The organism is Agromyces selenitireducens (assembly GCF_052748465.2).
In genome coordinates this window covers 418,078-432,496 of sequence record NZ_CM188259.1, presented here as the reverse complement: position 1 = coordinate 432,496, position 14,419 = coordinate 418,078, and the positions used below count along the sequence as shown (strand labels likewise).

General features: G+C 72.9%; 12 protein-coding genes. 4 read left to right on the top strand and 8 right to left on the bottom strand.

Features of this window, described 5'->3' with window-relative positions; genetic code table 11:
• Positions 1–4 precede the first annotated feature (4 nt).
• Positions 5–838 (bottom strand): universal stress protein, encoded by an 834-nt coding sequence (locus ACULK4_RS02050; RefSeq protein WP_445964795.1) that lies wholly within the window; start codon positions 836–838, stop codon positions 5–7.
• Between the two features lie 158 nt (positions 839–996).
• On the opposite strand from ACULK4_RS02050, the gene ACULK4_RS02045 reads away from it, so the two are divergent.
• Genes ACULK4_RS02045 through ACULK4_RS02035 form a run of 3 tightly spaced genes read left to right on the top strand, consistent with a single transcriptional unit; the run spans position 997 to position 3,928 of the window.
• On the top strand, positions 997–2,670 hold the full coding sequence (locus ACULK4_RS02045) for a sensor histidine kinase (RefSeq protein ID WP_445964794.1): 1,674 nt from the start codon (positions 997–999) through the stop codon (positions 2,668–2,670).
• Positions 2,671–2,684: 14 nt separating this feature from the next.
• Entirely contained in the window at positions 2,685–3,323 is a 639-nt protein-coding gene (locus ACULK4_RS02040; protein ID WP_445964793.1) for a response regulator, read from the top strand.
• A 35-nt stretch (positions 3,324–3,358) separates the two neighbouring features.
• Entirely contained in the window at positions 3,359–3,928 is a 570-nt protein-coding gene (locus tag ACULK4_RS02035; protein WP_445964792.1) for a GIY-YIG nuclease family protein, read from the top strand.
• 50 nt (positions 3,929–3,978) lie between these two features.
• Here ACULK4_RS02035 and ACULK4_RS02030 read toward each other — a convergent pair whose 3' ends face one another.
• Positions 3,979–5,814: a DEAD/DEAH box helicase gene (locus ACULK4_RS02030; RefSeq protein WP_445964791.1), complete on the bottom strand. Its 1,836-nt coding sequence runs from the start codon at positions 5,812–5,814 to the stop codon at positions 3,979–3,981.
• Between the two features lie 209 nt (positions 5,815–6,023).
• Here ACULK4_RS02030 and ACULK4_RS02025 point away from each other — a divergent pair, with 209 nt between their 5' ends.
• Positions 6,024–6,311: an iron-sulfur cluster assembly accessory protein gene (locus ACULK4_RS02025; protein ID WP_445964790.1), complete on the top strand. Its 288-nt coding sequence runs from the start codon at positions 6,024–6,026 to the stop codon at positions 6,309–6,311.
• Positions 6,312–6,457: 146 nt separating this feature from the next.
• Here ACULK4_RS02025 and ACULK4_RS02020 read toward each other — a convergent pair whose 3' ends face one another.
• Genes ACULK4_RS02020 through ACULK4_RS01995 form a run of 6 tightly spaced genes read right to left on the bottom strand, consistent with a single transcriptional unit; the run spans position 6,458 to position 14,273 of the window.
• Positions 6,458–7,402 carry an aldo/keto reductase gene (locus tag ACULK4_RS02020; protein WP_445964789.1) on the bottom strand — a complete coding sequence of 315 codons (945 nt, stop codon included), beginning with the start codon at positions 7,400–7,402 and terminating at the stop codon, positions 6,458–6,460.
• A gap of 27 nt (positions 7,403–7,429) precedes the next feature.
• Positions 7,430–9,097 carry a dipeptide ABC transporter ATP-binding protein gene (locus ACULK4_RS02015; RefSeq protein ID WP_445964788.1) on the bottom strand — a complete coding sequence of 556 codons (1,668 nt, stop codon included), beginning with the start codon at positions 9,095–9,097 and terminating at the stop codon, positions 7,430–7,432.
• Entirely contained in the window at positions 9,094–9,954 is an 861-nt protein-coding gene (locus tag ACULK4_RS02010; RefSeq protein ID WP_445964787.1) for an ABC transporter permease, read from the bottom strand. The genes ACULK4_RS02015 and ACULK4_RS02010 overlap by 4 nt, the downstream gene beginning before the upstream one ends.
• On the bottom strand, positions 9,951–10,907 hold the full coding sequence (locus ACULK4_RS02005; RefSeq protein WP_445964786.1) for an ABC transporter permease: 957 nt from the start codon (positions 10,905–10,907) through the stop codon (positions 9,951–9,953). The genes ACULK4_RS02010 and ACULK4_RS02005 overlap by 4 nt, the downstream gene beginning before the upstream one ends.
• Before the next feature lie 49 nt (positions 10,908–10,956).
• A complete protein-coding gene (locus tag ACULK4_RS02000; RefSeq protein ID WP_445964785.1) occupies positions 10,957–12,600 on the bottom strand; it encodes an ABC transporter substrate-binding protein in 1,644 nt (547 codons plus the stop codon).
• Positions 12,597–14,273: an amidohydrolase gene (locus ACULK4_RS01995; RefSeq protein WP_445964784.1), complete on the bottom strand. Its 1,677-nt coding sequence runs from the start codon at positions 14,271–14,273 to the stop codon at positions 12,597–12,599. The genes ACULK4_RS02000 and ACULK4_RS01995 overlap by 4 nt, the downstream gene beginning before the upstream one ends.
• Between the last annotated feature and the right edge of the window lie 146 nt (positions 14,274–14,419).

Genomic DNA, 14,419 nt, shown 5'->3' with positions numbered 1-14,419 from the left:
CGGCTCAGGCGACCGACGAGGTCGACGACGCAGCCGATCCGGCTGCGACCAAATCCGCGGTCGCGGGGACCACGAGCACCGGGCCGGCGAGGTTCATGAGCAGGTCGGAGTTCGTGCGGCCGAGCGGCAGGAACCCCCGCTGGGCTCCGCGGCGGCCGGTGACGGTCAGCACCGCCCTCCGCGAGACGCCGATGAGCGCGCCCGACGGGGGGTCGGCGGTGCTGCGCACCTCGATGGGGAGGTCGGGGTGCACGGCCGCGGCGAGCGACGCGGCCCGCTCGGCCGGCGCGGGGCGCTCGTCGTCGCCGTCCGCGTGCACGATCACGAGGGTCTCGCCGAGGCGCTTGGCCTCGCGAGCCGCGAACCGGACGGCGTCGTCGCTGTCGGTGCCCTCCGCGGCCCCGACGGCCACGCCGGAGCGCCCGCGCCACGAGGTCACGGGAACGACCACGGTCGGCGTCGCCGACACGGCGGCGAGCTGCAGGCTCCGCGAGCCGAGCGCGTGTCCGTGGAAGTAGCCCACCTTGTGGGTGCCTACGGCGACCAGGCCGGCGCCGCGCGCCGCCTCCGCGAGGGCGAGCATGGGGCTGCCGACGACGACGGTCGAGGATGCGCGCACAGTCGGCACGAGACCGCGCACGAACTCCATCTCGCGCTCCGCGCCGCGCTCAGCGGCGCCCTTCAACTCGGCCAGCGCGGACCCGCCCACCGAACCCCACCCGTCGTCGACGACCGTCGCGAGCACGAGGTCGTCGCCGGTGCTGCGCGCACGATCGATCGCCCAAGTGAGGGCCGCTCGACTCGCCACGCTTCCATCGGCCCCGACCACGATCGTCATGCGACCAGCATCCGGCATCGCTCCCTGGGCGACCGGGGCCTTTGGTCCCGCAACGCCGCCGGAACGCGGGAAAGCGGGTGCTACAGTGGCGCCAAACCGCCGGGATGGGGGTGGGAACGTCGGAGTCATCGCCGCTGTCGTTTCCTGAAGGTCCGCGAGTGGAGCTCGACCGGGCGCTCAGGGACCTTGTCGAGCGCGCCGACGAGGTCATGCGCACGCAGGGCCGCCTCCGGGCGCTGCTCACGGCCACGCAGGCGGTCGTCGAGCAGATCGAGCTCTCCGAGGTGCTGCGCCGCATCGTCGAGGCCGCGGTCCAGCTCGTCGACGCCCAGTACGGGGCGCTCGGCGTGCTCGCCCCGCAGGGCGGCCTCGAGGAGTTCATCCACGTCGGCATGCCCGACGACGCCGTGCACCGGATCGGCCACCTCCCCGACGGTCGCGGCCTCCTCGGGGCGCTGATCGACCACCCCGATCCGATCCGCCTGCACGACATCGGCGAGGACGCCCGGTCCGTGGGTTTTCCAGCCGACCACCCGCCCATGCACAGCTTCCTCGGCGTGCCCGTCCGCGTGCGCAACGAGGTCTTCGGCAACCTGTACCTCACCAATCGCGCCGACGGCGACTTCTCCGAGGAGGACGTCGAGCTGATCTCCGCGCTCGCGGCCGCCGCGGGCGTCGCGATCGACAACGCACGCCGCTTCGCCGAGGCGCGGATGCGCGAGGCGTGGGCGGCGGCATCCGCCCAGGTCACCGCTGCGCTGCTCACCTCGTCGAGCGACGACGCCGCGGCCCTCATCGCCGACGAGCTCGCCTCGCGCGGCGCCGCCGACCGCGTCGCGATCGTCGTGCCCGGAGCTGAACCCGGCTCGGTGCGCGTGCTCGAGGCGCGCGGCGTCGACTGCGACGACCTCTCCGGCACCGAGCTCGAGGCGGGCCGCACGCTCGCCGCCGCCACCCTCGAGGGCGGTGAGACGCGGGCGACGCCCGGCCTCCGGACCGACCAGTCCGACGAGGCGCTCGCGCTCCACTCGGAGGACCATGCCGGGCCCGTCCTGTTCGTCGCGCTGCGGAGGGCCGGCTCTCCCGCCGCGGTCATCGCCGCCGGTCGCAAGCCCGGTTCGGCGCACTTCACGCCCGCCGAGATGCGGATCGCGGAGGACCTCGCGGAGCGCGTCTCGCTCGCGCACGAACTCGCCGAGGCGCGCGAGGCGCAGCAGCGCTCGCTGCTGCTCGAGGACCGCGCCCGCATCGCCCGCGACCTGCACGACCACGTCGTGCAACAGCTGTACGGCGCGGGGCTCGACCTGCAGGCGGTCGCCTCGCTGAGCCCGAGCGCCACGGCGGAGCGCATCGAGTCGGCCGTGGCGACGCTCGACGAGTCGATCGCCCAGATCCGCACGATCGTGTTCGCGCTCACGCCCCGTGCGGACGGTGCGCCGACGCTGCGGCACCGCGTGCTCGACCTCGCGGGCGCCGCGTCGCGCCACCTGCGGCAGCCCGTGTCGGTGTCGTTCAGCGGACCGGTCGACATGATCTCCGAGGGACGCCTGGCCGACGAGCTCACGGCGTCGGTGCGCGAGCTGCTCTCGAACGCGGTGAAGCACGCCGACGCGCACGCCGTCGGCCTGACCATCGCGGCATCCGACGGCATGCTCGCGGCCGAGGTCGTCGACGACGGCCGGGGCATCGGCAGTCCGGTGCGGCGCAGCGGCCTCGAGAACCTGCGCACGCGCGCCGAACGGCTCGGCGGCGCATTCGAGATCGACAGCAGCCCGCGCGGCACGCGAGCACGGTGGACCGTGCCCGCCGAGCGCGTGGGCTCGAGCCGCTAGGGAGTGGAACCGAAGTGACCCGTGTCTTCCTCGTCGACGACCACGAGATCGTGCGCCGCGGCGTCGCCGAACTGCTCGAGCGCGAACCCGACCTGGTGGTCGTCGGCGAGGCCGACACCGTCGCGCACGCGCTCCCCCGTATCGCGGCGACCTCGCCCGACGTCGCGCTGCTCGACATGCGGCTGCCCGACGGTGACGGCATCGACCTGTGCCGTGAGATCCGCTCGCGGCATCCCGAGATCGCGTGCCTCATCCTCACCGCCTACGACGACGATGCGGCGGCGATGTCGGCCGTGCTCGCGGGCGCCGCCGGGTACGTACTGAAGAACGTGCGCGGGTCGACGATCGTCGATGACGTGCGCGCGGTCGCCGCGGGGAGGTCGCTCATCGACGCGAAGCTCACGGCCCGCGTGTCGCAGCAGGCGCAGCGCGAGGACCACGACGACCCGCGGTTCGCGGCCCTCAACCTGCGGGAGCGCCAGGTGCTCGCGCTCATCGCCGACGGCCTGACGAACCGGCAGATCGGCGAGCAGCTCGGGCTCGCCGAGAAGACCGTGAAGAACTACGTCTCGGGGCTGCTGTCGAAGCTCGGCTTCGAGCGCCGCACCCAGGCCGCGATCTACCAGATGGAGCGCCGCACGCACGAGGCGTGATCGCCCGCGTCGGTGGGCGGCGGTAGCGTGCCCGCATGGTGACGGATGCCACGGCCTGCACCGCGGTCGACGACGTCGGCGCGTGCACGGCTCCCGCCGAGCCGGGCGCGCCGCTGTCGCTGTGCATCACGCACCTGCTGGCCGCGCACGACTGGGTCGCACGTGACGAGGGCGTGACCGACGTGCTGCCCGGCGCCTGCCTCGTGTGCGGCTCGCGCGTCGGCGTCCGATACCCGTCGGGCTGGGTGTGTGCGGTGTGCGAGTGGCGGCTCGGCGACGTGCCCGACGTCGACGTGCTGCCTCCGCGGGTCGACGTCGTCTACTACGTGCGGTGGCGCGAGCGGGTCAAGATCGGCACGTCGTCGAACCCGCGGCAGCGCCTCGCGGTGATCCCCCACGACGAGGTGCTCGCGTTCGAGCGCGGCGGGCGCACGCTCGAGCAGCGTCGGCACGCCGAGTTCGCCGGCTCCCGGTGGCCGGGCACGGAGTGGTTCCGCCTCGACGACGCGCTCGTGCGGCACATCGCCGAGGTCGCCGCGGGAGCGGAGGATCCGTGGGAGCGCTTCGAGCGCTGGCGCAGCGAGGAACTCGCCCCTCGCGCGTGACCATGGCCGGATGCGCGCGCGTCCGCCGTCCGGGGTCGGCGGCGCGGCCGTCAGCTGTTCTTGTGCCGCGGCTTGCGGAACGGCTTGTCGTCCTGCGGTTCGCGATCCCCGCGCTCGTCGTCACGCGGCCGCCGGTACGGACGGTCGCCGTCGCGCGGGCGGCGCTTCGGTCCGGTGTCGGGGCGCAGCTCGATGAGCCGCCCCGAGATGCGCGTGCCCGACAGCCGGTCGAACACGTCGGCGGGCAGGTCGGCCGGCAGCTCGACGAGCGAGAAGTCGGGGCGGATCTGGATCGCGCCGAAGTCGTCGCGCTGCAGCCCGCCCTCGTTCGCGAGCGCGCCCACGATCTGGCGCGGCTCGACGCGCTGCCGCTTGCCGACGGCGATGCGGTACGTGGTCATCGGCTTCCCGCCCGGGCGCTGGCGGCGCTCGGGCCGGTCGCCCCGCTCGCGGCGGTCGTCTCGGTCGAAGCGGTCCCGGCCACCGCGGTCGCGGTCGAACCGCTCGCGCTGCGGTCGTTCGGGCTCGGGCTCGAGCAGCAGCGGCGCGTCGCCCTGGGCGACGACGGCGAGGGCGGCCGCGACATCCGCCTCGGGCACGTCGTGGTTGCGCACGTAGTGGGCGATGATGTCGCGGAACCCGTCCATGCGCTCGGCCTGCCCGAGCGCCGCCGTGATGCGGTCGTCGAACCGTGCGAGGCGGGTCTCGTTGACCTCGTCGACGCTCGGCAGCTGCATCTGCGTGATCGGCTGCTTCGTCGCCTTCTCGATGCGGGCGAGGAGGCCGCGCTCGCGGGGCGTGACGAAGCTGATCGCGTCGCCCGTGCGTCCGGCGCGGCCGGTGCGGCCGATGCGGTGCACGTACGGCTCGCTGTCGGTGGGGATGTCGAAGTTCACGACGTGGCTGATGCGCTCGACGTCGAGGCCGCGCGCCGCGACATCCGTCGCCACCAGGATGTCGAGCTTGCCCGACTTCAGCTGGTTCACCGTGCGCTCGCGCTGCGCCTGCGCGATGTCGCCGTTGATCGCCGCGGCCTCGTAGCCGCGCGCGCGGAGCTTCTCGGCGAGGGTCTCGGTCTCGTTCTTCGTGCGGACGAAGACGATCATGCCCTCGAAGTTCTCGACCTCGAGGATGCGGGTCAGGGCGTCGACCTTCTGCGCGTACGAGACGACGAGGTAGCGCTGCGCGATGTTGGCCGAGGTCTGGGTCTTGGTCTTGACCGTGATCTCTTCGGGGTCGTGCAGGTACTGCTGCGACATCCGCCGGATCGTCGCCGGCATGGTCGCGGAGAACAGCGCGACCTGCTTGTCGTCGGGGGTGTCGGCGAGGATCGTCTCGACGTCCTCCGCGAAGCCCATCTTCAGCATCTCGTCGGCCTCGTCGAGCACGAGGTACTTGAGCTCGGAGAGGTCGAGCGTGCCCTTGTCGAGGTGGTCCATGATGCGACCGGGCGTGCCGACGATGATGTGCACGCCGCGGCGCAGCGCCGAGAGCTGCACGCCGTAGCCCTGCCCGCCGTAGACGGGAAGGATGTGCACGTTCCTGAGGTGCGCCGCGTACCGCTCGAACGCCTCGCAGACCTGCAGGGCGAGCTCACGGGTCGGGGCCAGCACGAGCGCCTGGGGCGTCTTCTGCGACACGTCGAGGCGCGCGAGGATCGGCAGCGCGAACGCGGCGGTCTTGCCGGTGCCGGTCTGGGCGAGGCCGACGACGTCGCGGCCGGCGAGCAGGGTCGGGATGGTCGCCGCCTGGATCGCCGACGGCGTCTCGTAGCCCACGTCGTCGAGCGCCTTGAGCACTGCGCCGTCGAGCCCGAGGTCTGAGAAGGTGATCGCGGCGGGCTCCTCGGGAGCCGCGGCCTCGACGGGGGAATCCACGGAAGTCACGCTTCAGGGTAGTCCGTGCGCCTGAACGGCGCCCGGGTGCCGTGCTCCCGGTGTGCCGAGCGTCCCAGCGTCCCGGGCGGGCGAGGGGGCGTCCCGGGCGGGCGAGGGGCGCCCAGTGTGGGGCATCCGTCGCCATACCGCAAGGGGGTCGCAGCGGAGGGCCGGGCACGGAAGGGTGGGAGGCTTCTGACGAGTGAAGGAGGAACGACATGCTGACTCTCACCGATACGGCGAGCACCGTCGTGAAGGAGATCGTCGACCGCAGCGGTGCCCCTGACGGGGCCGGCCTTCGCATCGACAGCGAGGACGCGACGGGAACCGAGTTCGGCGTCGCGATCGCGCCGGCGCCGGAGGAGCGCGACGCGGTGGTCGAGCAGGCGGGCGCACGCGTCTACCTCGCCGAGAACGCCGCGAAGGCGCTCGACGACAAGACCCTGGACGCCCATGTGGGCGAGGACGGGCGCGTGGCGTTCGACATCCTCCCCCAGCAGGCCTGATCCGGCCTCGGACGGCGTGCCGGTGTCCCATCCCGGGGCGTCGGGTGCCGGATCGAAGCGACGAGCGCCCCGGGCTACGGCCCGGGGCGTTCGTCGTGCCGGTGGCGTCGTGCCGGGATGCCGGCTGGGCCCGCGCGCAGCGCGTGTCAGGTCCAGGGGCGCGAACGGCGCGCTGCCCAGTAGGTCGCCGCTTCCTCGGCGAGCGCGGCGAACGCCGCGGCATCCGTCGGCGGCGACGACCTCGTCGACGCGAGGTTCGCGTCGAGCTGGTCGGCGGTGACCGCGCCCGACAGCACGACGTCGGCCCACGGTTGCGCACGGGCGGCGCCGAGGGCGAGGGCGTCGAGCGGCTCGCCCAGCCGCACGGCGAGCGCCTCGGCGGCTCCGTCGTTGCCGGCCGGGGTGAGCCGCCCGTTCGCGACGGCCTCCTTCACGACGACGATCCACCCGGCGTCGTGGGCACGCGCGAGCGCCGGGCCCGCTGACGGCTCGAGCAGGTTCCACGTGGCCTGCACGACGGTGAACGGCGAGCCGGGCAGCTCGCGCGCCGCGCCCAGCGCCTCCCCCTGCCGCGGTCCGCTCGTCGAGACGCCCACGCGGACGCCGGAGGCGGCGAGCCCGCGAAGCCGCCCGAGCAGCGCGTGGTCGCCGAGGGCCGGACTGTCGGGCGTCAGCGAGTGCACGAGGTACAGGTCCGGCGCGCCGCCGAGCGCGGCGAGGGTCTCGGGCCACTGGCGCTCGAGCATCGCGAGCGAGTGCTCCTTGCGCTCGTGGACCTCCGCGTTCATGCGCCATCCGCCCACGTACTCGTAGCCCCACTTCGACTCGATCGTGAGCTCGGCCCGACGCTCGGGGTGGGCGGCGAGCCAGGACCCGAGGAACTCCTCGGCGCGGCCGTACGATCGCGCCGCATCGATGAAGCGGATGCCGCGGGCCCACGCCGCGTCGAGCATGGCGTGCGCGCGCTCGCGCAGCGCCTCGACGCTGCGTTCGCGGCCGAGGTCGTCGCCCCGTCCCGCGGTGATGTACGCGGGGCGGCCGAGCGCGGCCAGGCCGAGTCCGAGCGGGGCGAGGGCCATGCCATCCGTCACGCTCGCGAGCCTAGTCCGGTGGCCCGGTCAGCCGACCGCCGCCGCCAGGGCCCATCGTGGCCGCGGCACCGAGTCGAGCAGCAGTCGGGTGTACTCGTGCGCGGGCGCCCGCAGCATCTCCACGGTCCGGCCGCGCTCCACGATCTCCCCGCGCCGCATCACGACGGTCTCATCGCACACGCGCCGCACGACGGCGAGGTCGTGGCTGATGAAGAGGACGGTCAGGCCCCGTTCCCGGCGGATGCGCGCGACGACGTCGAGCACCTGGGCCTGCACGGAGACGTCGAGCGCACTGGTGGCCTCATCCATGACGAGCACGTCCGGCTCGATCGCGAGCGCGCGTGCGATCGCGACCCGCTGACGCTGCCCGCCGGAGAGCGTGCGCGGCCGCGCCTGCGCGTGGCGCTCGTCGAGCCCGACCTGGTCGAGGAGGGCCAGCACTCGCTCGCGCGGGTCCCGCATGCCGTGCCGGGCATGCAGTCTGAGCGCATCCTCGATCGCGCGCCCCGCGGTCATGCGCGGGTCGAGTGACAGATACGGGTCCTGGAAGACCATCTGCACCGAACGCGCGTGCCCCAGCCGGCCGGCCGACGTTCGCGGTGCGGCGGTGCGCTCCTGCCCGGCGATCCGGATCTCTCCCGAGTCCGCCTGCTCGAGTCCGACGATCATGCGCGCGAGCGTGGACTTCCCCGACCCCGACTCGCCGACCACGCCGAGCGCCCCGCCGCGCGGGATCGCGATCGACGCGTCGACCACGGCGCGCACGGGCTCGCCCCTGCGAGGGTGGTAGGCCTTCGACAACGCGGTGACGTGAAGCATCGGCTCGGGCCCGCCGGATGGCGCCGACCCGACGCCGGCACCGGAACCGGCGGACGGGATGCCGGCGGCATTCGGCACCATCGCGGCATCCGGACGCTCGGCGAACTCGATCGTGGGCGTCGCCGCCACGAGCCGCCTCGTGTACTCGGCCTGCGGGGCGCCCAGCACGCGCTGCGCGTCGCCGCGCTCCTCGATGCGCCCCCGGTGCATGACGACGATCCGGTCGCAGAGCGACCCTGCCAGGTTGAGGTCGTGCGTGATGAACAGCATGCCCATGCCGCGGTCGGCTCGCAGCTCGGCGAGGACGGCGATGATCTCGGCCTGCGTCGTGACGTCGAGCGCAGTGGTGGACTCGTCGCAGATGAGCAGGCGCGGCGAGCCCATGAGGGCACCCGCGATCATCACCCGCTGCAGCATCCCTCCCGACAGCTCGTGGGGGTACTGGCGGAGGTGCTCGTCGGGCCGGGGCATCCGCACCGCGCCGAGCATCTCGACGGCGCGTCGCCGCGCCTCCGCAGCCGACGTCCGGCCGCCGAGGCGCACGGCCTCGGTGAGGTGGTCGCCGATGGTGCGCATCGGATTGATGCCGGCACGCGGGTCCTGGAACACCATCGCAGCGCTCCTGCGCCGGAGTTCGAGGAGCCGTCGGTCGGGAGCCCCGAGCACCTCCGTGCCGTCGAGGCGCACCGATCCGCCGACCGAGGCGCCTGACGGGAGCAGGCCGAGGACCGAGCGCGCCGTGAGCGACTTGCCCGAGCCGGATTCGCCGACCAGCCCGACGGTCTCGCCTGCGGCGACGCCGAGCGTGATCCCGTCGAGGAGTCGGGTGCCGTCGGGGAGGTCGAGGGTGAGCCCGTCGATGTCGAGGAGCGTCATGCGGGGTTCTCGCCTCCGATGCGGTCAGAGAGCTCTTCGCCGATCACGTTCACCGCGACGACCACGAGCACCACGGCCACCGCCGGCAGGATCGCTGGCAGGAAGTGTCCGCCGATGAGGCCGGCCTGCGCCTCGTTGATCATCGCGCCCCAGTCGGCGGTCGGCGCCTGAACGCCGAGCCCCAGGAACGAGAGGGCCGCGAGCTCGGCGAGCACGTAGCCGAAGTTGAGCGTCGACTGCGCCCCGACGATCGGCATGACGTTGGGCAGGACGCGCCGGAGGGCGATCCACGCCCCGCCGAATCCCTGCACCCGGTAGGCGGCGACGTAGGGCCGCGTGCGCTCGGCGGCGACGAGTGAGCGGGTCAGGCGCGCCACGAACGGCGCGTACGCGATGCTCATCGCGATCACGGGCGCGACGAGGCCCTTGCCGAACAGCGCGACGGCCATGATCGCGATGAGCAACGACGGGAAGGCGAACACGACGTCGAAGATCCGGCCGAGCACCGAGTCGAGCCATCCGCCGCGCCATCCGGCCACGAGGCCGAGGAGGATGCCGAGCACCGTGGACGACACCACCACCAGGAGTGGGCCCAGGAGTGCGGTGCGCGCGCCGAAGACGAGGCGGCTCAGCAGGTCGCGCCCAAGCGCGTCCGTGCCCAGCCAGTGCGCCGCGCTCGGGCCGGCATGCACCGCGGACAGGTCGACCAGATCGGGGTCGTACGGTGCGACGAACGGGGCGAAGACGGCGGCGAGCGTGATCGTCGCGACGAGGGCCGAGGCGATGAGGAGGACGACGTTCGCCCGGCGGATGCGCGGGGCGCGGAGCACCTGGATCGCGAGGGTGGGTGTGGTCATCTCGCACCGGCTCCGGCTGCGGACCGGGGATCGATCCAGGGTTCGAGGAGGTCGATGACGGCGTTCACGACGACGAACGCGGTGACGACGAGGAGGACGATCGCCTGCACGACCGGGAAGTCGAGCCGGTCGACCGACTGCACGAGGAGGGAGCCGATCCCGGCGAGGCCGAAGGCGGCCTCGACGATGGAGCTCGCGACGAGCAGGCCGGCGACGAGCAGGCCGCTCACGGTGAGGATCGGTCCGATCGCGTTGCGGAACACGTGGCGTCGGACCACGCTGCCGCGGCCGAGGCCGCGGCTCGCGGCCACCTCGACGTGCTCGCGGCCGAGCTGGTCGACCATCGACGATCGCGTGATCTTGCCCACGAGCACCACGAACGCCAGCGCGAGCGCGAGCGACGGGAGCACGAGGTGGTGCACCGTATCGAGGCCGCCGTCACCGGACCCGAACGTGGGGAACCAGCCGAGCTGCACGGCGAAGACCGCGATGAGCACGATCGAGCCGACGAACGAGGGGATGGCGCCGAGCGTGGTCAGGCCGATCAGGACCACCCGGTCCGTCGGCCGCCCGCGGTTGAGCGCCGCGACCACGCCCGCGATCAGTCCGACGATCGCGATCATGGCGCCTGCCATCAGGACGAGCCCCAGCGTCACCGGCAGTCGCTCGCCGATCACCACGGAGACCTCCTGGCGGTACTGCAGCGACCGGCCGAAGTCGCCCTGGAGGACGCCGGCGACCCAGTCCAGGTACTGCTGCCACGGCGGCAGGTCGAGGCCGTACTGCTCGGTGACCTGCGCCACGGCCTCGGGGCTCGGCGTCCGGCCGCGCAGGAGGAACCGCACCGGGTCGCCCGGAACGAGGAACCGTGAGAAGAACACGAGCAGGGAGGCCAGGAAGAGCGTGAGGAGCAGGGCCCCGAGCTTGCCCGCCACCCGGCGGAGCACGGCCATCCATCGACCTCCGCCCCGCCGGACCGTCGGGCTCGACGCCGTCTGCGGACTAGCGAGCACCAATGGTCGCCGCCCATGGGTACGAGAGGAACGCGATCGAGGGCGCGACGCCGGTGATGCGCTCCCCGAGGAACAGCGGCATCGGCGCGGTGAACAGCGGCAGCCACGGCAGTTGCTCGCTCGCGATCCGCTGGGCCTCGGCGGTCGTCTCGGACCGCACCGCAGGGTCGTCGATCGCGACGGCCTCGTTCACCACCGCGTCGAACTCGGGATCGCTCCACTCGCCGTAGTTGCTGAACTCACCGGTGCGGAGCACGCCGTACATCTCGAGGGGGTCGGGGCTCGACAGGTACCAGCCCGTGAAGAAGAGGTCGATCCCCTCGCGCGCGCTCGGATCCGAGAACAGTGCGGTGTAGGCGTTCGGCGTGACCGTCTGGATCGTCGCCGTCAGCCCGATCGACTCGGCCGCGGCGGCGGTCGCCTGTGCGATGACGTTGAATTCGCTCGCGATGGGCGCGGTCGCGAACACGATCTCCTCGCCCGACGCACCCGCCTCCTCGACGAGCCTGGTCGCCGCCTCGAGGTCGTACGGGTAGTCCTCGAGTCCGTCGAACGCCGACTCGAGCGCGGCGTCGCTCGCGCCCACCCACACCGACTCCGTGGTGAGGGCGTTCGTCACCTCGCCGTAGCCCTTGAGTGCGGCATCCACGATGCCCTGGCGGTCGAGTGCCATCAGCAGTGCCCGCCGCACGCGCAGGTCGCCGAGCGGACCGTCGAGGTTCGAGACGATGAGGCTCGAGACCGCCGTGTTCATGCCGAAGTGCACGTCCCCGGTCCCCGACGATGCCAGCTGCTCGATGGCGTCCATGGGGATCATCCAGCCTCCGTCGACCTCGCCGGCCTTCAGGGCGTTCACCCGAGCGGTGGCGTCGTTCATGAAGACGAACTCGACCTCGCCCGACTTCGCGCGAAGCGAGTCGTCCCAGTAGCCGTCGTAGCGCTCGAGCGTGATCGACTCGCCGGGCTTCCAGGCGCCGAGGCGGAACGGTCCGGTGCAGTTCACCCCGCCGGTCGAGTTGCCGTAGTCGGCGCCGGTCTCGGCCAGCGTCGCCGCGGACTCGATGACGCCGGCCGACCCGCCCATCGCCAGGTTGAACTGCGAGTCGGGCACGGAGTGGGTGACGGTGACCTCGCGCTCGCCGGTCTGCTCGATGGCGACGACGTTCTGGTACACGGAGTACCACGAGGAGCCCACCGCGGGGTCGAGGTGCCGGCGCATCGAGGCCACGACGTCCGCCGCCGTGAGCGGCGCGCCGTCGTGGAACGTCACGCCCTCGCGGATCGCGTAGACCCAGGTGGTCGGGGTCGGGTGCTCGAACGATTCCGCCAGCCCGGGCGTCAGCGTGTAGTCGGGGTTCAGCCGCAGCAGGGACTCGCAGACGTTGGCGAGCACCTGGTTGTCGGCGTAGTCGAATGCGTATGCGTAGTCGAGTGAGTAGGGCTCGGCGTAGGTCGCCCACGAGAACGCGTCGAGGTCGCCCGACGGCGCGGGAGTCTGCGTGGTCGGTTCCCAGTCGACGTCGGCGACGGCGACGGATTCGGGCGTTGTGCAGCCGGTGACCGCGAGGGCGGTTGCCAGGGCGCCTGCGGCGAGCGCGACGCTGCGCCGCCTGAGGGTGCGTGGGGTGTTCATGATGCTCCTCGGATTTCGGAGGTGAGGGAATGGAGGCACTCGCCCTCGATCCAGGTCGAGACCGCTCGTGACCGGTGGATCTCGTGCGCGGGGAGGCCGAATGGGTCGGGATCGAGCACCATGAGGTTCGCGAGGTGCCCCTCGCGGATCCATCCTGTGTCATGGTCGCGGTGGTTCACGTAGGCGGAGCCGGAGGTGTAGGCGGCCATCGCCGTCGCGAGGTCGAGGCGCTGGTGCGCACCGCCGAGCGGTTCGGCGTCGAGGCCGGGAGCGACCCGGTTGACCGCGATGTGGATCGCGGCCACGGGATCGGCGGTCGACACCGGCCAGTCGCTGCCCGCAGCCAGGCGCGCGCCCCGGCGGACGAGGTCGCCGAACGGGTAGTGGCGGACCTCGGCGCCGTCCTGCATGAAGGGCAGGGTGAGCTCGTCGATCTGGTCCTCGTGCGTGGCCCAGAGCGCCTGGATGTTCGCGATGGCGTCGAGCTCGGCGAAGCGGGCCGCCTCCGCCTCGGCCACCACCTGGAGGTGTGCGAGGTGGTGGCGACCGTTCCCGGGGCCGTTGGCGGCGCGGGCCGCCTCGACCGCGTCGAGCGCCTCGCGGACGGCGCGATCGCCCAGCGCGTGGAAGTGCACCTGGAAGCCCTCGGCGTCGAGGGCCGTGACGATCGCACGCAGTTCGCCCGGTTCGATGAAGGAGAGACCGAGATTGGCGGTGTCGTGGCCGTGGGCGTCGCGATAGGGGGTGAGCATCGCGGCGGTCTGGTTCTCGGCGACGCCGTCGACCATGATCTTGACCGAGCCGAGCGAGAACCTGCTGTCTCCGAGTCGGGCGGCCTCGTCCCGGCGTGCGACCATCCCGGCGACCTGCTCGATCCCGCCGGACCGCTCCCACCACTGGGCGCCGACGACGTGCGCACGCAGCGTCCCGTCGGCGAGCGCCCGGCGGTAGACGGATGCCACGTCCTGCACGCCGCCGAGTCCGCTGCCGATCCAGGCGTCCTGCCATCCGGTGATGCCGAGGGCGATGAGCTCGTCCTGAGCGCGGAGCAGCCCCGCGTACGCGACATCCGCCTCGATCGGCGGGCGCACGTGGTCGAACAGGTCGCCCGCTCCCTCGTGGAACGTGCCGGCCGGTGCGCCATCGGGTTCGCGCTCGATGCGGCCGTCGCGCGGGTCGGCGGTCGAGGCATCGAGACCGGCCGCCCGGATCGCCGCCGTGTTCGCCCACGTGCTGTGGTGGTCGCGGCTCATCAGGAGCACCGGGCGGTCGGGGACGACCCCGTCGAGGAGCCCACGCGCCGGGGCGCCGCCGGGGAAGTGGTCCATCGACCAGCCGCCGCCGATGATCCACGCCTCGTCGGGGTGCGCGCCGGCGTACGTCGCGACGGTGGCGACCGCGTCGGCGGCATCGGTCGACCCGCTGAGGTCGCACATGAGCAGTTCGACGCCGGCGCTGGTCGGGTGGACGTGCGCGTCCTGGAAACCGGGACTGAGCAGGCCGCCGCCCAGGTCGACGACCCGGGTGCGCTGGTCGATGAGCGCCGCGGCCTCCTGCTCGGGGAGCACGGCCGCGATGCGGTCGCCCACCACGGCGACCGCGTGGCCTCGAAGCGGCTCGCCGGAGCCGGTGAACACGGCTCCGCCGGTGAACAGTACGTCGGCTGCAGGCAACGGTGACCTCGCTTCCTCGTCGTCGGGGGTGGGATTCCGGCGAGGCTAGCTCGACGTCCGCTGCGTTGTCAACATCGTTGACAGTCTCGTTGTGCGACTTGGTACGATCGGAGGGCCACGCCCGCGGTGCGAGCTCCGGCCCGCAG